Annotated in this window: 20 protein-coding genes; 15 read left to right on the forward strand and 5 right to left on the reverse strand. The window is 43.6% G+C overall.

From position 1 onward, the window contains the following. Window positions 1–4 precede the first annotated feature (4 nt). From VJL_RS18125 to VJL_RS18135, 3 genes are read right to left on the reverse strand one after another with little or no spacing between them, the layout of a single operon-like run. A complete protein-coding gene (locus VJL_RS18125; RefSeq protein ID WP_038880083.1) occupies window positions 5–835 on the reverse strand; it encodes a membrane protein in 831 nt (276 codons plus the stop codon). Continuing rightward, window positions 832–1,692, reverse strand: a complete 861-nt coding sequence (locus VJL_RS18130) for an ABC transporter ATP-binding protein (RefSeq protein ID WP_038880086.1) — start codon at window positions 1,690–1,692, stop codon at window positions 832–834. Before VJL_RS18130 ends, VJL_RS18125 begins: the two co-directional genes overlap by 4 nt. Beyond that, on the reverse strand, window positions 1,689–2,060 hold the full coding sequence (locus VJL_RS18135) for a GntR family transcriptional regulator (protein WP_009706721.1): 372 nt from the start codon (window positions 2,058–2,060) through the stop codon (window positions 1,689–1,691). Before VJL_RS18135 ends, VJL_RS18130 begins: the two co-directional genes overlap by 4 nt. Window positions 2,061–2,507: 447 nt before the next feature. Here VJL_RS18135 and gltS point away from each other — a divergent pair, with 447 nt between their 5' ends. Beyond that, on the forward strand, window positions 2,508–3,734 hold the full coding sequence (gene gltS, locus VJL_RS18140; protein WP_005428834.1) for a sodium/glutamate symporter: 1,227 nt from the start codon (window positions 2,508–2,510) through the stop codon (window positions 3,732–3,734). Window positions 3,735–3,977: 243 nt separating this feature from the next. Further along, window positions 3,978–4,733 (forward strand): hypothetical protein, encoded by a 756-nt coding sequence (locus VJL_RS18145; protein WP_038880089.1) that lies wholly within the window; start codon window positions 3,978–3,980, stop codon window positions 4,731–4,733. A gap of 51 nt (window positions 4,734–4,784) precedes the next feature. Here the strand turns inward: VJL_RS18145 and VJL_RS18150 are convergent, their stop codons facing one another. Beyond that, entirely contained in the window at window positions 4,785–5,561 is a 777-nt protein-coding gene (locus VJL_RS18150) for a hypothetical protein (protein WP_038880092.1), read from the reverse strand. A gap of 660 nt (window positions 5,562–6,221) precedes the next feature. Between VJL_RS18150 and VJL_RS18160 the strand changes: the two genes are divergently transcribed. The 12 genes from VJL_RS18160 (at window position 6,222) to VJL_RS18215 (ending at window position 18,108) form a co-directional block, all read left to right on the forward strand. Then, window positions 6,222–6,914, forward strand: coding sequence for a helix-turn-helix domain-containing protein (locus VJL_RS18160; RefSeq protein ID WP_227741140.1), 693 nt, complete (start codon window positions 6,222–6,224; stop codon window positions 6,912–6,914). Window positions 6,915–7,518: 604 nt separating this feature from the next. Then, complete coding sequence (locus VJL_RS18165) at window positions 7,519–8,964, forward strand: TrkH family potassium uptake protein (RefSeq protein WP_017189782.1); 1,446 nt, start codon at window positions 7,519–7,521, stop codon at window positions 8,962–8,964. A gap of 72 nt (window positions 8,965–9,036) precedes the next feature. Next, complete coding sequence (locus VJL_RS18170) at window positions 9,037–10,137, forward strand: hypothetical protein (RefSeq protein ID WP_227741141.1); 1,101 nt, start codon at window positions 9,037–9,039, stop codon at window positions 10,135–10,137. A 219-nt stretch (window positions 10,138–10,356) separates the two neighbouring features. Then, window positions 10,357–11,190: a helix-turn-helix transcriptional regulator gene (locus tag VJL_RS18175; protein WP_038880103.1), complete on the forward strand. Its 834-nt coding sequence runs from the start codon at window positions 10,357–10,359 to the stop codon at window positions 11,188–11,190. 461 nt (window positions 11,191–11,651) lie between these two features. Then, entirely contained in the window at window positions 11,652–12,560 is a 909-nt protein-coding gene (locus VJL_RS18180; RefSeq protein ID WP_038880106.1) for an urease accessory protein UreD, read from the forward strand. Between the two features lie 77 nt (window positions 12,561–12,637). After that, window positions 12,638–12,940 (forward strand): urease subunit gamma, encoded by a 303-nt coding sequence (ureA, locus tag VJL_RS18185; RefSeq protein ID WP_009696559.1) that lies wholly within the window; start codon window positions 12,638–12,640, stop codon window positions 12,938–12,940. A 10-nt stretch (window positions 12,941–12,950) separates the two neighbouring features. Further along, window positions 12,951–13,271 (forward strand): urease subunit beta, encoded by a 321-nt coding sequence (locus tag VJL_RS18190; RefSeq protein ID WP_009696560.1) that lies wholly within the window; start codon window positions 12,951–12,953, stop codon window positions 13,269–13,271. Between the two features lie 11 nt (window positions 13,272–13,282). Then, entirely contained in the window at window positions 13,283–14,986 is a 1,704-nt protein-coding gene (gene ureC / locus VJL_RS18195; protein ID WP_038869838.1) for an urease subunit alpha, read from the forward strand. A 19-nt stretch (window positions 14,987–15,005) separates the two neighbouring features. Continuing rightward, the gene (ureE, locus tag VJL_RS18200; protein WP_038880109.1) at window positions 15,006–15,515 is read left to right on the forward strand and encodes an urease accessory protein UreE; all 510 of its coding nucleotides are present in this window, start codon (window positions 15,006–15,008) and stop codon (window positions 15,513–15,515) included. Further along, window positions 15,466–16,212 carry an urease accessory protein UreF gene (locus VJL_RS18205; RefSeq protein WP_227741142.1) on the forward strand — a complete coding sequence of 249 codons (747 nt, stop codon included), beginning with the start codon at window positions 15,466–15,468 and terminating at the stop codon, window positions 16,210–16,212. Before ureE ends, VJL_RS18205 begins: the two co-directional genes overlap by 50 nt. 30 nt (window positions 16,213–16,242) lie before the next feature. After that, window positions 16,243–16,857, forward strand: a complete 615-nt coding sequence (gene ureG / locus VJL_RS18210) for an urease accessory protein UreG (RefSeq protein ID WP_038869832.1) — start codon at window positions 16,243–16,245, stop codon at window positions 16,855–16,857. A gap of 198 nt (window positions 16,858–17,055) precedes the next feature. Then, on the forward strand, window positions 17,056–18,108 hold the full coding sequence (locus tag VJL_RS18215) for a DMT family transporter (RefSeq protein WP_038869830.1): 1,053 nt from the start codon (window positions 17,056–17,058) through the stop codon (window positions 18,106–18,108). Between the two features lie 113 nt (window positions 18,109–18,221). Here the strand turns inward: VJL_RS18215 and VJL_RS18220 are convergent, their stop codons facing one another. Next, window positions 18,222–18,998, reverse strand: coding sequence for an AraC family transcriptional regulator (locus tag VJL_RS18220; RefSeq protein WP_227741143.1), 777 nt, complete (start codon window positions 18,996–18,998; stop codon window positions 18,222–18,224). Window positions 18,999–19,271: 273 nt separating this feature from the next. Here VJL_RS18220 and VJL_RS18225 point away from each other — a divergent pair, with 273 nt between their 5' ends. After that, window positions 19,272–20,033: an ABC transporter ATP-binding protein gene (locus VJL_RS18225; RefSeq protein ID WP_038880115.1), complete on the forward strand. Its 762-nt coding sequence runs from the start codon at window positions 19,272–19,274 to the stop codon at window positions 20,031–20,033. The last annotated feature ends 4 nt before the right edge of the window (window positions 20,034–20,037 follow it).

Consider the following 20,037-nt stretch of genomic DNA (forward strand, 5'->3'; position numbering starts at 1 on the left):
TTTGCTAGTTCACGGTGCGGCTGAATTTGATGCTCGCTGTCCAAGCAAGTACGCCGATGAACGCATAAATACCGACATTCATCCAACCTGCATCTGGAATCGCGCTGAACGGGTTTGGCGCAAGAATCGCGTGCAGTGGTAGATAGAAAATTGCTGAGAAGAAGTCATCCAGACCATAGTAGTTGAACATCGCAATTGGCATCCAACGTAGCGCGTAAATACCAATCAAGATCACCAACAGTGGTGAGTTCACTTTCTGTGAGATTGCCATTGCGGTTAGTGCGAGCGGTAATAACAACACGCCAGCTACCACCATTCGAAGCAAGAATTCAATCCAGTTCAGCAGCACGAAGCCCAATGATGCCTGGCGATACAATAACGCCAGCTGGTGGTCGGTTGAAACATTCAACATCCACAGCATAAAGTCGGCAGCGAAAACCAATACCGAGCACACCAATGGAATAACCAATAAACCAAACGCCAGCTTCACCAGATGGGTTTTTACGTCACTGACAGGCATACTGCGCCAAAACATGATACTGCCCTCTGAGCGCTCTTTACGCAGCGTTCTTGGGAAGTATTGAGTGCCAAGCAGTATAGACAACAAACCAATGCCACCGGTGATCAGCATGTTGACGTCATCGCCGAGTTCTTTGTGGATGTCACTGACATCACCGCCAAAGCTCATTTGGAAGAACATATTGTGTTGCAGTGTCGAGCTACTCATCAAGCTGACAAACAGCAGCACGCCACAGGCAAACATAAATAATGGCACGCGCGTAGCCAATGGGTTCTCTAGCCATTCTTTACGCAACATCGCGACAATCGATTTCATTGTGTTGCCTCCTTCTGCAATGCCAAGAACAGATCCGCAAGCTTGACGCCATACACATTACCCAGACCTGCAACTTGCTCTGCGTATTGGGAAGACAGCAACCATTTAGTTGTACCTAAGCCCTTTTGCGATGACAGTGGTTTCAGCGCTTCGATTTGTGCACGATGCTCATCACTGGCATCGAGAATGAAGTAATCTTCGCTGATGCTGTCCATTGAGGTTTGCAGAACAGGTCGACCGTGTTTAAGGATCAGCACGTCCGTCAGTAGGTGTTCAATTTCCGATACTTCATGGCTCGCTATGATCAGCACACGCTCGCCATCGTGGAACCATTCCAGCAGATGACGGTAGAAGGTATCGCGATAAACCAAATCCAAACCAAGCGTTGGCTCGTCTAGAATCAGAATCTGCGTATTGGTCGCGATGACGACTGCCAAGTGCAATTGTACCTTCATGCCCTTCGATAGGGATTTGATGCGTGCACGCGGCTTGATGTCGGTTTGACGAAGCATGCTATCGGCTTTGCTGCGATTAAAACCTGGGTGTACGCCCTCGGTGTAATCGAGCAGCTGAGCAACCGTCATCCAGTTTGGCAACACGTTCACATCCGAGATGTAAGACAAGCTCTGCATGATTTTGTTGCGTTGCATGATTGGCTCAAAGCCGTTGATGCGAATGGTGCCCTGATATTCGTGTGCACCAAGTAGGGCGTTAATGAGAGTCGATTTACCCGCACCGTTATGACCTAGCAAACCAAGCACCTGACCCGCTTGTAGATCAAAGCTCACGTCATGCAGCGCTTCACCCTGCTGACGATATTGCTTGGAGACGTGTTTTACACTGACTAATGCGCTCATTGGTCACCTTCAATATGTGTTTGGATTTGTTGGATAAATTCATCAAGAGACATATCCAGACGTTGTAGTGTGTCGGCGATCTGCGGAATTTGTTGTTCAAGGAAACGGGCTTTTTCATCAGCAAGCAGCTGTTTTTTTGCACCTTGGGCGACAAACATGCCTTGCCCACGTTTCTTCTCAATCAATCCTTCATCAACCAATAACTGATAGCCCTTCATGACCGTCAGGTGATTAATCTTCATATCCGCAGAGACACTGCGTACCGAAGGCAAAGCTTCGCCCTCTTGCCAGATGCCTTGCAAAATTTGCTGGGTGATCTGGTCAGCCAACTGACGGAAAATCGGTTGGCGATCATGCCAATGCGTCATGATTGGTTTCCTTGGCTGAATTGGTGTTATATATATGTATAACACCTTGGCGATGGGATAGAAAGCGCCAATCTTCTTGCGCTGTTTTCTCAATCACTTTTGTCGATGAAAATTCGACAAAGTTTGCACCAGACTTTCACGCAAAATTTGCACGCAATCGCATACGTTTTTGCCTTCAAAAACTGGTAAAAAATTGTTCACTTCTCATAAGTTGAGAAGATCCAAAAAAACGAGAAAATTGCGCCAAAAAACTTGGTGAAAAAGTATGTTTTTTCATTGAATGAGAATTAGGTAAATATCCGAGCTATTGCTTTCTTATTTAATGAGAATTTGGTGGGTTTGGACCCTAGAAAACCACACGTTCAGTAGGCACTCTGACCTGCCTAAATACCGCTCAACCTGCGAGTTGTTACTCAAAGGATGAGAAAAAGGAGGCAAAGAGGTTTTATGAATCAGGTCATTTCTGTCGGTCCACAAGAGTCGTTTCTCGTCGCTATTTGTGTGTTGTTCTTGGGACAATTCGTTAACGCTAAATTACCGATCTTAAAGAAATTTAATATTCCCGAGCCAATCGTGGGTGGTTTGATTGTCGCATGTGCGATCACCGCGATGCATTTCAATGGCGTGGATTTAGTTTTCGATTTACCGCTGCAAAACACTTTCATGTTGATGTTCTTCGCCACCGTTGGCTTGGCTGCAAATTACACCCAGTTGATTAAAGGCGGCGCTAAGGTGTTTATCTTCTTAGCCGTGGCATCGGTGTACATTCTTATCCAAAACGCGGTCGGTGTCTCCTTGGCAACGGCGCTCGGCTTAGACCCGCTAATGGGCTTGATTGCAGGTTCGATTACGCTGTCTGGTGGTCACGGTACGGGCGCAGCATGGTCACAAACCTTCCAAGACATGTACGGCTTGCACAACGTACTAGAAGTGGCAATGGCATCCGCTACCTTTGGTTTGGTCATTGGTGGCATCATTGGCAGCCCAGTAGCACAACGCTTGATCGATAAACGTAACCTTGAATCTGAATATGGACGCACCAACCAGACTCACGAACGTTTCCCTGAATTGGTGACCTATAACGAGCACGAAGAAGACCGCGTGACGGCGAAGAAAGTGGTCGAGAGTTTATCGATCATTCTATTGTGTGTTACTGGTGCCGATTACTTAGAAGGTTGGGTGAGCAGCTTTGGTATCAAATGGCTGATGATTCCAGACTTCGTTTACGCGCTGTTTATCGGTGTGGTGATCACCAACATCATGGAAGTGACCAAAGTACGCAAAGTGGATGTCGAGACGGTCGATATTCTTGGTACGGTTTCGCTGTCTTTGTTCCTCGCGATGGCACTAATGAGCTTAAAACTATGGAACATCTTCGACTTAGCAATCCCGTTCCTCATTATTTTGGCGGTACAATCGGTGATTCTGGCAGTCTTCGCGTACTACGTGACGTTCCGCGTGATGGGCAGCAACTACGATGCAGCAGTCATCGCAAGCGGTCACTGTGGTTTTGGTCTGGGCGCAACCCCAACCGCAGTCATGAACATGGGCTCCATCGTTAATCGCTTCGGTCCATCACCACAAGCCTTTATGGTGGTGCCTATCGTTGGCGCGTTCTTTATCGACATCGTTAACCTAGTGATTCTGCAAGGCTGTATTTCATTTATTAAGTAACCAGCCGTGCTCCACAAAACAAAGCCAGTCCCGAGAGACTGGCTTTTTTGATTTGACGTACTTCTTCTCTTGAATGAGTTGTGGCGCAAGGCTTCTCTCCTTTAGATTCTCAAGCAAGTTACAGTGAAAAACCGTCAACTTCCGGTATGAGACCCAAATAAAAAACGAACGTGCTAGGGTGCAGAGTCACCATTAAGTTTGTTTGTTAAGGATATCAACCTCTTGTAGGTCTTTAGGAGATTTATGGGCCTCTTAAAACGTATTTTTGGACACTCGTGCGAGAACACGCATTACCAAGTCAACCGTGTCCAATCACACTATGTTTCTATACCTTGTGAAGCTTATTGTAAAACGACGGATGCTTGTCTGATTCACCTCTACAGGGATAAACATCAACGTTTGGCAGATCGCTTCATCAACCGTTCTACTTTTTATTACTCGGATCAGGAAGATCCCAATGAGCTTGTGACTTTATTGGACCTTGCTTGGCGTGGTTTATGCCCGAAGGCTAAAGTGCCAGCGGTGAGAAAGGCCATCTGTGAAAAGCAGCAGGAAGCACTTGAGAGCCTCCAAGGTATGGACAGCTACATCTTGCTGGTCGGTTCATGGTTGGGTGTGGAAGTCAGTAATTTCAAACGCAATGTGCAAACCAAGCATCAAGAAATGATAGAAGATTGCTTGTTGATATTTGGCGAGGAAGCGGAGGCGTTCCCTATTACGGAGGAATATGGCAGTGAGCTGTATTTTTATAAGTACCAACTGCTGCTAGACATTACGATTAGGGCAAATGAACTTAACGTAAAAAACGTCGTCGCTCGGTGTACTTTCCGCTGGTTTGACACGATATTAGCGGGCATTTTTCTGGGGAGTTTGGATCGAGAGGTGATTGAGGAAATCCTTGATATGCACAATTACCATCAGAACGTGCTTAATCAGATTTTTGAGCTGGCGGGAATCGGTTCACTAGAGCAATTTCTTTTAAACGTAAAGCTGGCGTAGATGCATGATAAGCGTATCAACCAAAGGTGTGGTGATACGCTTTCACAAGTTTTAGCCTTTTCGATGCAATTTCTCATAGGTTGCAAAGCTAAAAGCGCAAGCTGAGGAGATCAGATCTTGCTTTATGATGGTGACGGCATTGGCATCAGTGTTGGCGTAGTGCTTAGTAAAATGGACTTCTAGCGTACCCTTGTCTCGATACCCACTCATTACCGGCTTTATCGATATCTCTTGGTTGAGTCCTTCCGCTTCGTTGGGCTCGCCTAAGCTGAGTACTTTCCCCACATATAACCTTCTATCCGACAGTGTCAGCATGACCATTTTGTCCCCTTTTTCTAACGCAGACTTAAAGAGAAAGTCATCCAGTGAGCTGTCGGAAAAGACTCTCGCATTAAGCCGTTCTTTTGGGCTTAACGTCATGTAGCGAACGCAATATTTGATGTAGGCGAGTAGAGACCAGAACACAGGCACAAGCAACATCGAAAACGTAATCATGGTTACCCAGGTGAGATTGATTACCTCTTGATTGGTAAAGGCATCCAGTTCATAGAGTAGGTTCGATGTGAACTCATAAGGCGTCTGTGCAAATAATGCGTCAGGCAACCATTTTATCGGAGCGACATGTGTGATGGCTGTGAAAAAATACGCGTGGCGATTAACGATCAAGACTAAGCCTAAGGCGATAAACAAACACATCATGCCTAAGTTTGCGCTTTTTAAATACAGGTACTGCCCTTCATAACGGTGTACCTTGTATCGATAGAACGGATGGATATGACAAACCAAAAAACCACTTACCAAGATTGGTAAGATTAGCAACAAAAACAACTATTTCTCCTCAACGAGTAACCGAGCTCTTTCATAAGTATTGTTCGTCATTAGGTCTTGATGAACCTCTTTGGCAGATATAAACACGGTCCCCCTGCCAACGACTTTTAATGATGTGTAAGAATGATTGATCTTTCTTGAAAGGTGTCGCTCTTCCTTCGTTCCCCAAAGTCCGAAAGTAAAAAATCGAATAATTCGCTCCATAATTCCTTCGATAAATGTGGTATGTCATCAGATGATTTAAAAAATATAAACAGAAACCCAGATAGTGTACCAACCTAGCTGTGTTATATCGAATAAGCGAATAACTAAGTGGTTGTTATTATAAGTTATTAAATAACAAGGGCAGGATTTTCTGTCTGTTTTCTATAATAAACAGCCGCTTATCATGTTAACTGCATTTTTTTACCAGAAAATACACCAATAAATACGAAATGTAGAAATACCATCATATTATTTTGAAAATATCTCATTGATTATGGCTCACGATGTTTTCAGTAGGAGGAGTGATACTCTCAGAAAAAAGCATCAGGTTATTCGCATATGTTTTTCCATCAAGTTCAATCAAAGAAAGTCACATTGAAGCCCTACCGTTCGAAAAGGAGCTTACTCGTTCGGATCTCCAATTACCAAGGGTTCATCGCCATCAACGGAAACGAAGTGCCATTGTTTAACAATAGCTTACTGGTTATCCCAGAAGGGGCGATGGTGGAGTGCGATCTGCTTAGGCAGGGGGATGAGAACTCATTTGAGGTCGTGACTCTCAACAAGACTGACATCAAAAAGATGAAGGTGAAGCTCGAAAAGCTTAATGACCTCATCTTAAACAAAAACAAGAATGAGTCATTTATTCTGTATAAGAGTAAAGAACTGTGCGAAATTTTTTACTCAAATAGACAACTTAATAATTGCCAAAAGCTGAAAAGCATTAAAAATATCGCATTGAAGCAGAGTATCTTTCACTTGGTATTACTGCTGTATAAAAAAGGTGTGGATGTCAGCATATTGTTTAACAGTGATTATCACATATCGTTGTCTTCTCGTTTAGCCAAGCTGTTTATGTCTGAACCAACGAAGAAGTGGACGTTAGACTTGGCGGCGAGTTGTATGTTTACCAGCCCTTCTACGTTACGTAGAAACCTCTCTAAGGAAGGAGGAGCCTTCTCGCACATTCTCAATGATGTAAGGTTAGGTATCTCCATCAACTACTTAACGTTCACTTCATACAACGTTTTAAAAATCAGTGAACTCAGTGGTTTCAATAGCTCGGCGTACTTTTGTACGATCTTTAAGAAGAAGTATGGTGTAACGCCTCAGGAGTTCAGAAAAAACTCCAAAGAAAACAATGTCTAAAGATGATGGTTATATGGTAGCTCAGCGTTAGTTTGAGAACTGAGACCTAAAAAAGTAGATGGCATGGGTTAGTAAATCTTTATCCATGGAAGATAGAGTATCGTCATTTTTCTTGAGCAGAATGTCGAGTGAATTGATGAGTCCATTGCTCATGATGGAGCTTAATGGCAAACAAAACTTCGAGAGATATAAATCAGTGGTGGTTTTGTATAACTTGACATAAACCGTTGTTAAACATGATGTAATTTTAATTTTTTCACTGCAATTGCTCAAGGGGGATGAAAAGTCTGTGTTTATATAGCAGTTACTCGACATCGAATAACTCGGTAATAGAGGGATCTTTTTAGGCAGAAACATAAAGTTATAAATATTAAGTCAGATTGTTTTTAGTCAGTTGTTTATCTCAATGTAACGAAACGATAAGAATAAGTCATTGCGCGATCTGCCTATTGTGTTTTGATGTTTCTCCCTAATAAATAGCATTATTTATATTTTTGCTCATATTATATCGGTCATTGATTTAACCTTATATATCAATTGAATTTAATTGGGAAAATTGAATAAATAATAAAGTTGTTGGTAAGAATAAATGAACTGATTTTTAATGATTAGCTATAAACCAGTGTTTCTCGTTTTGGGATTCCTGTTATCTAAACTCGCATTGTTTATGTATATCCCATTTTTGATGGCTGTAGTGACAGGGACTCAAGGGGCGTTAGATTTTGGTTTATCAGCAATCATTACCCATATCGGTGGATTAGTGTGCGTGGCGATTGGCGGGAAAACATCAATCGCTCTCAAGGTAAAAGATGCATTTTTGATCACCACGCTAGTCTGGGTTCTAGGCAGCGCGTTTGCGTCACTTCCCTTTGTGTTCATCAATGAAATCAGCTTCACCAACGCTTATTTTGAAACCATGTCTGGTATCACCACGACTGGGTCTACGGTTCTTGCTGGTCTTGATAACATGGCTCCCAGCATATTGCTTTGGCGTTCGCTGCTTCAGTGGTTTGGTGGCGTAGGGTTCATCGTGATGGCTATCGCTATTCTACCCATGATCAATGTTGGTGGGATGCGACTCTTCCAAACCGAATCCTCTGATTGGTCAACAAAAAGTGCACCTCGAATGAAGAGTGTTGCCAAGAGTATTCTGTCTGTTTATCTGCTGCTGACTTTTCTTTGTGTGATGAGCTACTTGCTATCTGGCATGACTGTATTTGATGCGATAAACCACGCACTGACCACTGTATCTACCGGAGGGTATTCAACGACCGATGCCTCCATGAACGGCTTCTCGCCAATGGCTCATTGGGTGGCGATCATCTTTATGTTTGCGGGTGGTATGCCATTCATTCAGTTTGTGGCAGCAATCAACCAAAAGAGTCTGTCGTGTTTAGTGAAAGACGCGCAAATCAGAGCCTATTTTAAGTTGGTGGTTGCGTTGAGTTTGGTTGTTGCTTGCTGGTTGGCATTGAAGCTCGATTACCCGTTTATCGACGCGATTCGTATTGCGACCTTTAATATCGTTACGGTGATGACCACCACGGGTTTTGCATTAGACGATTTCTCCAGTTGGGGGAGTTTACCAACCATTTTGTTTTGCTTCGTTCTTTTGATGGGTGCGTGCTCTGGCTCAACGTCAGGGGGCTTCAAAATCTTCCGAATTCAGATAGCGACCTCACTCCTTAAAAAGCAGGTTTTCCAACTGGTACACCCTTCTGGTGTCTTTACCTTGCGTTACAACAAAGCACGTTTGTCAGACAGTATTGTGCAAGGTGTAACGGCATTCGCTTTTGTTTATGCATTAACCATTATTTTTATCGCAATGTTATTGGCAATCATAGGCTTAGACCCTGTCACGAGCTTGTCCGGTGCCATTACTTCGGTGGCGAATGTTGGTCCTGGTCTAGGTTCCATTATTGGTCCTACTGGCAATTTCTCGACACTACCAGATGCAGCAAAGTGGATTTTGAGCCTCGGAATGCTGATGGGACGCTTGGAGATCCTAACCATTGTGGTCGTTTTGTCTCCTTGTTTCTGGCGTATTTAACCTCGCCGATTTTTCTAACACTCACTTTAAATGCTAGTGAGCTCTTCAGGTCTTTATTTTTAAATTATGATTATGAAATTGGTATTTTTTGCGAAAGAGATTCATCACTTTATCTTGCGTATTCATGCTGTGGATGGGAGAAAAAAGAAAGAAATTAGAACGTTAAGGCAAGGCTTATGTCGCACCCTACAGTTTGAAGGCGCGGGGTTTGAGCTCTATTCCTTGTTAGAACCAACACATGATATCTCCAAGGCTCAAGTGATACGTCTTGCTAAAGATAAACTGAAAATCTTAGTCCGAAAGTTCAAAAAAGAATTCGAGGAAAAAGAAAACGATGCCTTTGATGCTTTAGAGAACCAAGTTGTTGGTTATTTATTTAACTCTGAGCAGAAGGTGAGCCTAAAAGAGCTTTCTCAAAACCTCTATATCAAGGGTGTTTATGACCAAGAGATGCTCGTTACCACCATGAGTCGGTTGGTAAAAAATAACAAGGTGAATGTGATCCACACGGCTCTGGGCAGTATGTATTACATTAATTATCGCAATAACTGGGTCTATGATGGTTCCAACCAATCCTACGTCCAATGTAAATGTCATTATCACTGTGCAACCTGCGAGCTGAACTTGGACTGTGCCTATCAGCCAAAACACAAAATCGTGCGTGAGTTCTATAAGTTGATTGATGCTGGCTTGGCTGTCGCTACGGGAAAGTTGGAGAAAGAGAGTGATAGCTTGCTTGGTGACACCATTCGCTTTTACTCGAGTATTAAAACACCGAGCGAGACAAGAATATCGGAAGGTGTGGATTACACCGTGATCAACTCAACGGATGATCAGTTCGTTGTCATTGATAACTTGGGCGACCCATATAACGTGTTATTGGAAGACTTAAATTGGTTTCGTATGGATTTGGGTAATCAATGTAAGAGCAAGCAAGAGGAGGTTGCCGTCAAAAGGCGATTTATCAGCAACTACGAGTCAAAGCGTAAGACCAGAAATTGCATTGTTCAGTGCTTGTCATCCATCGGCGACACTTCGGTATCGGTCGATACGTTAATGATAAAGCTAGGGTTGTTAAGACTGCCTATTGAAAAAGCGCTCACTCTGCTTGAAGAAGAAGGGGTGGTCAAAAGCCTAACTGAGGCTAACACCAAGAAGTACTTGCTATGCTAGTTGAGTTTCGTGCTTTTAGCGGAGCGGTCATCTTTTCCTATCAAATCACGCCATCTTCACGATGGCACTGCGACCAGTTTTCTATAAGGGTAGGGGAGTGATTTAGATTTGAAGTCATATACCTTCATTTATGGATTGATTATCTATACATGTCGCACAAAGAATCGACTATCTTGCTAGTATGCTTGACAGTATATAGATGTTAATTATTTGATAGCAATGTTTTTTCATAATATTAATGCCAGCAATTTTAGACTACACAATTACAGAACTAAAAAGACCATATTTGTCAGAGTCTCAGGTTATCAAGGAGACATTACTATTAATGGTTCTCCCATTCAGGAGTTTAACAATAGCTTAATTATCATTCCAAAAAACTCGTTTATTCACGTTAATATATCAAAGTTAACTGAGCAGTCTGAATTAGACTTCATTAGCTTAAATGATTTTGATATTGGCTTTATTAAGCGAGACCTTTACGAGTTAAACAAGTTTATCTTTGATAAGAGAAATCGAAAATTGTGTCGTTCGAGTGATGGCGGAAATTTCTTAAAAGCTCATAACAAAGATTTTTGTGATGTCTTTTTAATGAATCGGGTCGTTGATGGGCACCGTTGTATGGGGCGGTTGAACAAAGCGCTGCTTAGACAGAGTGTGGTTGACCTTCTGATTCACCTACATCTGGAAAACAAAGACATCAATATCGTCTTAAACATGAAAACTGATCTGTCGGTTTCTGAGAGATTGTCCAATCTGCTTATGCGTGAACCGAGGAAGCATTGGACGCTTGAGGCGGCGGCTTTGTCTATGGCGACCAGCATTTCTACCTTGAGGAGAGGATTATCAGCAGAGCAGAAGTCTTTCTCTTGCATCCTCAACGAGGTGAGGCTCAATGTCGCGATTCGGTATCTGAAGTTTAGTAACTTCAGCATATTGAAGATAAGCAACCTGAGTGGATTTAAGAGCTCCGCCTATTTCTGCACTGTGTTTAAAAAAAATAAACTTACCACACCTCAGCAGTTCAGAAGCCGCTTCAGAAAATCCATTGTTTAAGTTTATCGGTTTCCGGTAGTTCACTCTTATCTCATCGTTTAGCAATGATAGAAATTGTGAGTAAATTCACTGTTTATATTTTTTATTTAGTAACTCAGAAATAGTTTTAAACATTCCATTAATAATGAATTGATGCTGACATTTATATTGTAATCTTTTGGGCAAAATGTCTAATTTAGACTCCGCTTGATTCCTGTATATTGTGTCCATTCGTTACAGCATCGATATAGAAATCCATGTGATTGTGTCAGTTTATTAATAGTGACGCTATGGGTGAAATTAAAGAAGAGAATTATTAAGCCTCTTTTTTTTTCACTAGGCGTTATTTATTACTCGTGATTTCTATTCCTATTCAGCGTTATTCGTTGAAGTTTGACCTATTTCACTCGTTACCAATGAAACGGTAATAAGCATTTTAATCCTAAATTTTTATTTAAAGGTAGGTAGAAAGGTATGTTCATATGACAGATTTCCAAACGACAACGACTGACAAAACCAATACACCTCGTGTTGAACAAGGTTTTGGTCTCAATCGTCAGTGGTTAGCGTCTTTGACATTAAAATTTGGTGCTCATGCTGAAGGCAATTCTAGTGTCACACGATTAAATACCCTACGACACTTTGGACCCCTGATTGTCCAAAGACCTTTCTATCCTGAGGGCAAAGATGGCTGTTGCCATGTCTACATTCTGCACCCGCCTGGTGGCTTGGTGAGTGGTGACGAGCTGAACTTCAACATTGGTGTACAAAGTGACGCTCACGCTTTAGTGACAACCCCCGCCGCAAACAAGCTGTACAAAGCTGACCGCAACTTGGTGCCGTGGAAACAACATACCAACTTGGATGTTGAGGATAACGCCATTTTAGAGTGGCTTCCTCAAGAGTCGATTGCTTTTGATGGTTCTATTGGTGACCAAACTTGCACGATCAACTTGGGTACAAATGCCAAGTGTCTTGGCTGGGAAATTACCGTTCTTGGGCGACCTGCCAGTGAGTTGCCATTCAACAGTGGGTGTATCACCCAGCAATTTAACCTCTACCAAAATGGCAAACCGCTGTGGCTTGAAAGACAAAAGGTCGACCCGACTCATCCGCGTTTTACCGGTAAGTGGGGACAAGGCGGTTCAACGGTTCACGCCAATATGTGGGCGGTGGGTCTAGACGATCCAAAACAAGCCATTTTAGCGCTTCGAGAGCACATGCCAGCATCCGACCGTTGGGCGGTGAGTGAGCGACGTGGCGTGTTAGTCGTTCGTTATCTCGGTACCGAAAGAAACGAAGTTTGGGACTTATTCCAACAAGCGAGAGAGGTGTTGCGTCCGATGCTTATTGGCATGGAACCGGTGATACCAAGAATCTGGCTGACTTAATCAAACTCGAATTATAACGCCTTATTAAACATCTAATAACGCGATTTTATATTGAAAATCATGAAACGGAGTAAACGATGGAATTAACACCTAGAGATAAAGACAAATTACTTTTGTTCACTGCAGGTCTGCTTGCTGAAAGACGTAAAGAAAAAGGCATCAAGCTGAATTACCCAGAATCTGTTGCGCTGATCAGCTGCGCAATCATGGAAGGTGCACGTGAAGGGCGCACCGTTGCAGAAATGATGAGTGCAGGTCGTGAAATCTTAACTCGTGCTGATGTTCAGCCTGGCATTGCTGAAATGATTGAAACAGTACAAGTAGAAGCAACTTTCCCTGACGGCACAAAGCTAGTGACTGTGCACAACCCGATTATTTAAGGAGACCGCCATGTTTGCAGGTGAATACCAACTAAAAGCGGATGACATTGAGCTGTGTACTGACCGCACAACTATCCCAGTGAAAGTTTCTAATACGGGTGACCGCCCTGTTCAGGTTGGCTCGCACTACCACTTTGCTGAAGCGAACCGCGCTTTATCTTTTGACCGAGAGCTTGCTTACGGTCACCGTCTAGCGATCGCCGCTGGCATGTCAATCCGATTCGAACCAGGTCAAACCCGCGAAGTGGAGCTGATTCCGTTCGCTGGCTTACGTCAAGTTTACGGCTTCCGTGGCGACGTGATGGGCTCACTAGATAACAATTCTAAGTAAAGGTAACAGTAATGAAGATTTCTAGACAAGCGTATGTAGACATGTACGGTCCTACGACGGGCGACAAAGTCCGTCTGGGTGATACAGAGCTATGGATTGAGATTGAAAAAGACCACACGCACTACGGTGAAGAAGTCGTATTTGGTGGCGGTAAAGTAATCCGTGACGGTATGGGTCAGAGCCAGCGTTGTGATGACGCAGTAATGGATACGGTTATTACTAACGTTATCATCATGGATTACTGGGGCATCGTTAAAGCTGACGTTGGCCTTAAGCAAGGTCGTATCGCAGCTATCGGTAAAGCGGGCAACCCAGACGTACAGCCGAATGTTGATATCATCATTGGTCCTGGTACTGAAATTATCGCAGGTGAGAACCAAATTCTAACCGCAGGTGGTATCGATACACACATCCATTTTATCTGTCCGCAACAGATTGATGAAGCTCTGATGAGCGGTGTAACGACCATGATTGGCGGCGGTACGGGTCCTGCAACAGGCAGTCTAGCGACAACCAGCACATCGGGTCCTTGGCACATTGGCAAGATGATGCAAGCGGTCGATGATCTACCAATGAACATTGGTCTACTGGGCAAAGGCAGTGCAAGTACGCCTGAAGCGCTTGAGCAACAAGTTAAAGCGGGCGCAATGAGTCTGAAGATTCACGAAGACTTTGGTGCGACTGCCGCATGTATTCACAACGCCTTGAACGTTGCAGATCGCTACGATGTTCAGGTTGCGCTTCACTCAGATAGCTTGAACGAATCTGGCTTCCTACAAGATACGCTGGCTGCATTTAAAGATCGTTGTATCCATACCTACCACACTGAAGGTGCGGGCGGTGGTCACGCTCCAGACATCATTGCAGCGTGTGCACTGCCAAATGTACTGCCTTCTTCAACAAACCCAACGCGTCCGTACACCATCAATACCGTTGATGAGCACTTGGATATGTTGATGGAGTGTCACCACCTAGATCCAAACATCCCTGAAGACGTTGCATTTGCTGACTCTCGTATTCGTCGCGAAAGTATTGCCGCAGAAGACATTCTTCACGATATGGGCGTGATCTCGATGATGTCATCAGATTCACAAGCAATGGGACGTGTGGGTGAAGTGGTATGTCGTACTTGGCAGACAGCGAACAAGATGCGAGTACAGCGCGGTCTACTTCCTGAAGACCAAGATCTTGGCGCAGATAACTTCCGTGCGAAGCGCTACATCGCGAAATACACCATTAACCCAGCCATCACTCACGGTATCGCACACGAAGTGGGCTCGATTGAAGTAGGTAAATTCGCTGACTTGGTGCTTTGGAAACCAGCATTCTTCGGCGTTAAGCCGTCCATCATCTTGAAAGGTGGCATGATCGCAGGCGCTGCGATGGGCGATCCAAACGCGGCGATCTCAACGCCTCAGCCAGTTCACTACCGCAACATGTTTGGCTCACTAGGTCGCGCAGTGTCAGCGACGCGCATGACGTTTGTTAGCCAAGCTGCGATGAACACGGGTCTAGAAGAAAAGCTGGGTCTGAACAGCCCGCTTGTTGCGTGTAAAGACGTTCGTAACAAGACCAAACAAGACATGAAGCACAACGATGTGTGTCCTGAACTGACCGTTGACCCACAAACTTATGAAGTAAGTGCAGACGGCGTTCTATTGACGTGTGAACCAGCAACAGAAGTTCCGTTGGCTCAACGCTACCATTTGTTCTAATTAACAGTAAGGGCTTGCAATGCTTGAACTAACAAAACGATTAGATACCAATACGGAATGTGAGGTATTCGATAGTCTTATTCTTCCTTATGAGCTGCGTATCCGAGGGCGCCTGAAAGGAGTGACGGAAAAGGGACATGATGTCGGTTTGTTTCTCGATCGTGGACCAGTATTACGTGATGGCGACCTGCTAGAAGCGAAAACGGGTGAAGTGATTCGTGTCCATGCAGCGAACGAACCCGTCACGACGGCTTACATCAACGGCACGCTTCCTCTCGCTCGCCTTTGTTATCACCTAGGCAACCGCCACACGTTGCTTGCGGTTGGTCAGGATGAAGACGGACGTTGTTGGGTACGAATGACGCCGGACCATGTGCTTGAAGAATTGGCACTGCTGCTTGGTGCAACATTGACGCATCATCAAGCGCCTTTTGACCCAGAATCCGGTGCGTACGCGCATGTTGGTCGTGAGCAATCTCATGATCACTCTCATGGTCACCATCACCACGGGCATCAGCATGAACACTAATACTTCTGATCGTGAAGTCGGTGATCTAGCACTACTTGGTTTGATGCAATTTATTAGCCCAGCACTTCCTATTGGTGCGTTTGCTTGGTCGCAAGGGCTAGAAAGCGCTTTTGAGCTTGGTTGGGTGAAAAACGAAGAAGAGCTTGGTGCGTGGCTGGAAGGCGTGCTTGATGACGGTTTATCGCGTTGCGAATTACCTGTGCTAGCGCGCTTGTATCACTCGTGGGCGAATCGTGATTGCCAAGAAGTGACGTTTTGGAACGATTGGCTGTTAGCGAATCGCGAAACCTCTGAGTTATGCGAAGAAGACATTCGTCTTGGTCAAGCATTAATAGACTTACTGACCAATCTTGAAATGCACCCTCAGCTGCATGTTGAAGGGGCAAAACAGCTTCAAGAACCTGGATACGTGACTATGTTTGCTTGGGTTACACAGCTTAACCATATTCCTGTTCGACAAAGCCTGCTTGGCTTTGCATGGGGATGGTTAGAAAACCAATTGGCGGTGGCATGTAAAGCACTACCGCTGGGGCATACCGCAGCACAGCGTCTGTGTATTCGACTGCAACCTAAGCTTGTTGAAGCGGTCGAATCAGCCCTCTGTTTAGAGGATTGGGAGCTAGGTCCAACGCTTCCTGGCTTAGCGCTAGGAAGTGCAAAACATGAAACGCAATATTCAAGACTATTTCGAAGCTAATTTGCTTTAAAGAACAAAAGGAAAATTAATATGACACAGTGTTTACGTGTTGGTGTAGGCGGTCCTGTTGGTTCTGGTAAAACAGCGTTGCTACGTAAATTGTGTAAAGCACTTAAAGATCATTACAACATCGCGGTTGTAACGAACGATATTTACACCCGTGAAGATGCGGACTTCTTGCTAAAACATGACGCGCTGCCATCGGATCGTATTCTTGGCGTAGAAACAGGCGGCTGCCCACATACTGCGATCCGTGAAGACGCTTCGATGAACCTAGCGGCGGTGAACGACTTACAATCGCGTCATCCAGACCTTGAGCTAGTGATGATCGAATCTGGTGGTGATAACTTGGCTGCGACATTTAGCCCAGAGCTGTCTGACCTAACGATTTACGTTATTGATGTGTCTGCAGGCGACAAGATCCCACGTAAAGGTGGTCCGGGTATCACTAAGTCAGATCTATTGATCATTAATAAAATCGACATTGCTGAATATGTACACGCGTCTCTCGATATTATGGACCGTGATGCGAAGAAGATGCGTGGCGATCGTCCATTTATTTTCGCGAACTTACATGACGGTGTTGGTTTAGAAGATATTATTCGCTTTATTTTGAAAGAAGGTATGCTGCCTGACCGTAGATAGCATCAATCTTCTTTTAATATAAAAACGATATTTACCCTAGCGTCTCCCTACGAAAATTATTTAACTCTGTATTAATTAAGCCATACCAGTCATTGAGTACTGGTATGGCTTATTAATGCATATTTTTATTTTGCTAAATAACAATGTGCGTTAATTAAAAAATCCAATATTACTTTTATTTACATTCTGGGGCTATTTATGTCTGAAGTTAGAACCGCGTCCACATCTGGACCAGAAAATAAAATGAGCAAACCACTTGCTTATATGTTTATTATGATTGGTATTATTGCGTTAGCATTTTCTGCCATCATGGTAAAAGAGGCCAACTTTGAACCAGCAACCAACGCGTTTTTACGTTGTTTAGTAGGTTTCTTAGTTTTAATTCCTTTTGCTGTCTCTGAAATTAAAAAGAAAGGCTTAATTAACAAATCAGGTTTTGCACTCGCTATCGTCGCTGGTATTTTCCTTGGTCTTGATATGACCTCTTGGAACTTTGCGATCTTCTTTATTGGTGCGGGCATCTCATCTATCTTGCTTAACCTACAGATCATCATCATGCCATTGCTTGCCATGACGTTTGATAAGTTTAAGCCGGAGAAAAGCTTCTGGTTCCTAGTACCGATTATGTTGTTCGGTATTGTTCTAGCGGGTGGTGTTCTAGAAGGCGGTCCATCCGAAGGTCCAAGCACCATGTGGGGCTATCCAATTGCGCTAGTGGGTACGATTCTGGGTATTAAATCGGGTATTTGTTACGCGCTATACCTCTACACTAGCCGTAAGTCGGGCACACTGAACGCAGGTCGCTACTTCCAGCCACTGATGTGGGTATTCCTTGCTCAGCTTATCCCTGCTGCGATTGTTATGGCGACGACGCACGGTTTCAACATTACCACGGGTGTTCTTGTCGACGGCAAACTGCCACTATCAGCGGCTGATGGTTCGATTGCGGGTGATGCGATTAATATGAGCAACTGGATCTGGATTGTGATCTTAGGTGTTGTTGGTCATGCGGTTGCTTGGGTATTTGTACAAATTGGTTCGGTAAACTTGGACCCAACCGTTGTTGCAGGTCTATTGCTATTAAGCCCAATTACTACCGTTCTTGTTGCACCATTTACAAGTGGTGAGTCGGTGACGCTATTGCAGTCAATCGGTGTGGTGATTGTACTCGTTGCGGTGGCGTATCAGAATGGTCTGCATACTGCCGTGCTAAACAAGTTCAAAGGCGAGCCAGCGAAAGTGGAAGGCTAAGCTTCAGTTCTTATAAACATAATAGAAAGCCCAATATTAACGCCAATATTGGGCTTTTTTAGGTTTTGTGGATTATGAGCTTCGATTGTGTTTGTTTGGCTATGAGGGAGTGATTAGTACTTGAGTGTCAGCAGTGATGAACCGTTGTTTTCTCTAGAATATTGTCTGAACTTTGAGGGCGTAAGATTGTACTTTCGTTTGAATGCATCACAGAAGTAAGCCGAACTACCAAAGCCACAACGATGGCTGATCTCACTGACATTGTAGGAAGTGAACGTCAGCATATTGAGTGCAATGCCCATTCTTACATCTAACAGCAATTGGCTGAAAGAGACGTCTTCTTTATTCAAGTGTCTTCTTAGCGTGGAAGAGGAGATGAACAGCTTGCTGGCGACTTCCTCAATTTGCCACTTATGAGTCGGATCTTGGCTTATCATCCGAGTGATAACTTCTCGCTTTGATTGGTAATGATCGGATTTGAACATTCGAACAATATCCATTTCATAGTAACTCATTGTTAAGAATATAAAAAACAGAGATTCCTCAACCAGTAACGTCTTTAAGGTGTGGTTACTTAAGGTGTCATGCCCCTCTTTTAATATTTTGAATCTGTCCTTTATCTCGAAGTTGTCACTGATAGCGTAAGAGATATTATTGGCACCAAATGCCCGTTGTGGAACTTTAGCAATCAGAGAGTCGATCGTATGGTTGGATACAGTCAGTATTTGAACCTCAATGCACTGTGTTGGGCTCTCACTGCGTAAGTCACACCAAACCCGGCTGTATTGGGGAACCATCAAGATAGTTGGGGAGGTAATGGCGATTTTACTGTCATTGATGGACACCAGTCCTTTGGCTTCAGAGAGATATATTATGTAATGATGTTCCACATAAAACTCTCTGAGCGTTATCGTTTTACAGTCAATTACTTTTCTATACTTCATATCTATTATCACGATTGGAAATTTAGCTATTTGATATAGTAGTTTTTCAATTAACTTTGCTATTTATTTCACATGAACAAAGGATAGGGCTCTATTTCTAAGTAAAATGAATATATTTCTAAATCATAATTAAAAACATATTTTTTATTTTCTGTTTTTATTGACTAAGGTTTTTTTTATTTGATAATGGCTAAATATTAACTAGCAAGGCTTATTAATGTGAAAGAAGTGTTAACCATTAAGGGATTGTCACTGGGCATTAAAACGGAGTTAGTTAGGGATATTAGCTTTAGTCTAAAAGAGAAAGAGTTCTTAGCGGTTGTTGGTCCTAATGGGTGCGGAAAATCGACCTTTATTCGCACCATTATGGGAACGGTGAATATGTTCTCTGGTGAATTGAGTTTTCTTGGTAAACCACTTTCGAGTTATAACCATAAAATGCGTTCAAGATATATTGCATTTATGGGGCAGAATAATACCGTCGACCCACAAATGAGAGTGCTTGATTATATTTCACTGGGGCGATTTCCTCATTTTCACTATTCCACACGCCAATACGACAACGAATGCATTACCCGCGTGATCGCCGAGCTTGGACTGGAAATGTTAAGAGAGCAAAAAGTTGGGCAGCTTTCTGGTGGAGAGTTTCAGCGCGTCAACTTAGCGCGAGTGTTGGTGCAAGAGCCCAAGTTGCTGCTTTTAGATGAGCCGACGAATCACTTAGACCCTAAAGCGAGAATAGAGCTCCTCAAAATCGTTAAGGATAAGCAGATTACAACGATTGCCGTGTTACATGATTTAAACCTTGCCGAATACTTTGCCGACCAAGTGATGATCATTAATCGAGGCAAAATGCAGGTGTGCGATACGGTCGAAAACACGCTCAACGCTCACTGGATAAAAGATACTTTTGATTTGAATACCCTTCATTTCTTACATCCTACAACAGGAAAAGCGATCCGTTTTTTTGAAATATATTAAGGAG

The organism is Vibrio jasicida CAIM 1864 = LMG 25398, assembly GCF_000400365.1.
Classification (GTDB): domain Bacteria; phylum Pseudomonadota; class Gammaproteobacteria; order Enterobacterales; family Vibrionaceae; genus Vibrio; species Vibrio jasicida.

What these genes read in the sequence shown, in the direction of transcription:
- ureG (WP_038869832.1), top strand. Translation starts at nt 16,243, where the DNA reads ATGACACAGTGTTTACGTGTTGGTGTAGGCGGTCCTGTTGGTTCTGGT.
- VJL_RS18130 (WP_038880086.1), bottom strand. Translation starts at nt 1,692, where the DNA reads ATGAGCGCATTAGTCAGTGTAAAACACGTCTCCAAGCAATATCGTCAG.
- VJL_RS18180 (WP_038880106.1), top strand. Translation starts at nt 11,652, where the DNA reads ATGACAGATTTCCAAACGACAACGACTGACAAAACCAATACACCTCGT.
- VJL_RS18165 (WP_017189782.1), top strand. Translation starts at nt 7,519, where the DNA reads ATGATTAGCTATAAACCAGTGTTTCTCGTTTTGGGATTCCTGTTATCT.
- VJL_RS18125 (WP_038880083.1), bottom strand. Translation starts at nt 835, where the DNA reads ATGAAATCGATTGTCGCGATGTTGCGTAAAGAATGGCTAGAGAACCCA.
- VJL_RS18145 (WP_038880089.1), top strand. Translation starts at nt 3,978, where the DNA reads ATGGGCCTCTTAAAACGTATTTTTGGACACTCGTGCGAGAACACGCAT.
- VJL_RS18135 (WP_009706721.1), bottom strand. Translation starts at nt 2,060, where the DNA reads ATGACGCATTGGCATGATCGCCAACCGATTTTCCGTCAGTTGGCTGAC.
- ureE (WP_038880109.1), top strand. Translation starts at nt 15,006, where the DNA reads ATGCTTGAACTAACAAAACGATTAGATACCAATACGGAATGTGAGGTA.
- ureA (WP_009696559.1), top strand. Translation starts at nt 12,638, where the DNA reads ATGGAATTAACACCTAGAGATAAAGACAAATTACTTTTGTTCACTGCA.
- VJL_RS18190 (WP_009696560.1), top strand. Translation starts at nt 12,951, where the DNA reads ATGTTTGCAGGTGAATACCAACTAAAAGCGGATGACATTGAGCTGTGT.
- VJL_RS18175 (WP_038880103.1), top strand. Translation starts at nt 10,357, where the DNA reads ATGTTTTTTCATAATATTAATGCCAGCAATTTTAGACTACACAATTAC.
- VJL_RS18205 (WP_227741142.1), top strand. Translation starts at nt 15,466, where the DNA reads ATGATCACTCTCATGGTCACCATCACCACGGGCATCAGCATGAACACT.
- VJL_RS18170 (WP_227741141.1), top strand. Translation starts at nt 9,037, where the DNA reads ATGAAATTGGTATTTTTTGCGAAAGAGATTCATCACTTTATCTTGCGT.
- VJL_RS18215 (WP_038869830.1), top strand. Translation starts at nt 17,056, where the DNA reads ATGTCTGAAGTTAGAACCGCGTCCACATCTGGACCAGAAAATAAAATG.
- ureC (WP_038869838.1), top strand. Translation starts at nt 13,283, where the DNA reads ATGAAGATTTCTAGACAAGCGTATGTAGACATGTACGGTCCTACGACG.
- gltS (WP_005428834.1), top strand. Translation starts at nt 2,508, where the DNA reads ATGAATCAGGTCATTTCTGTCGGTCCACAAGAGTCGTTTCTCGTCGCT.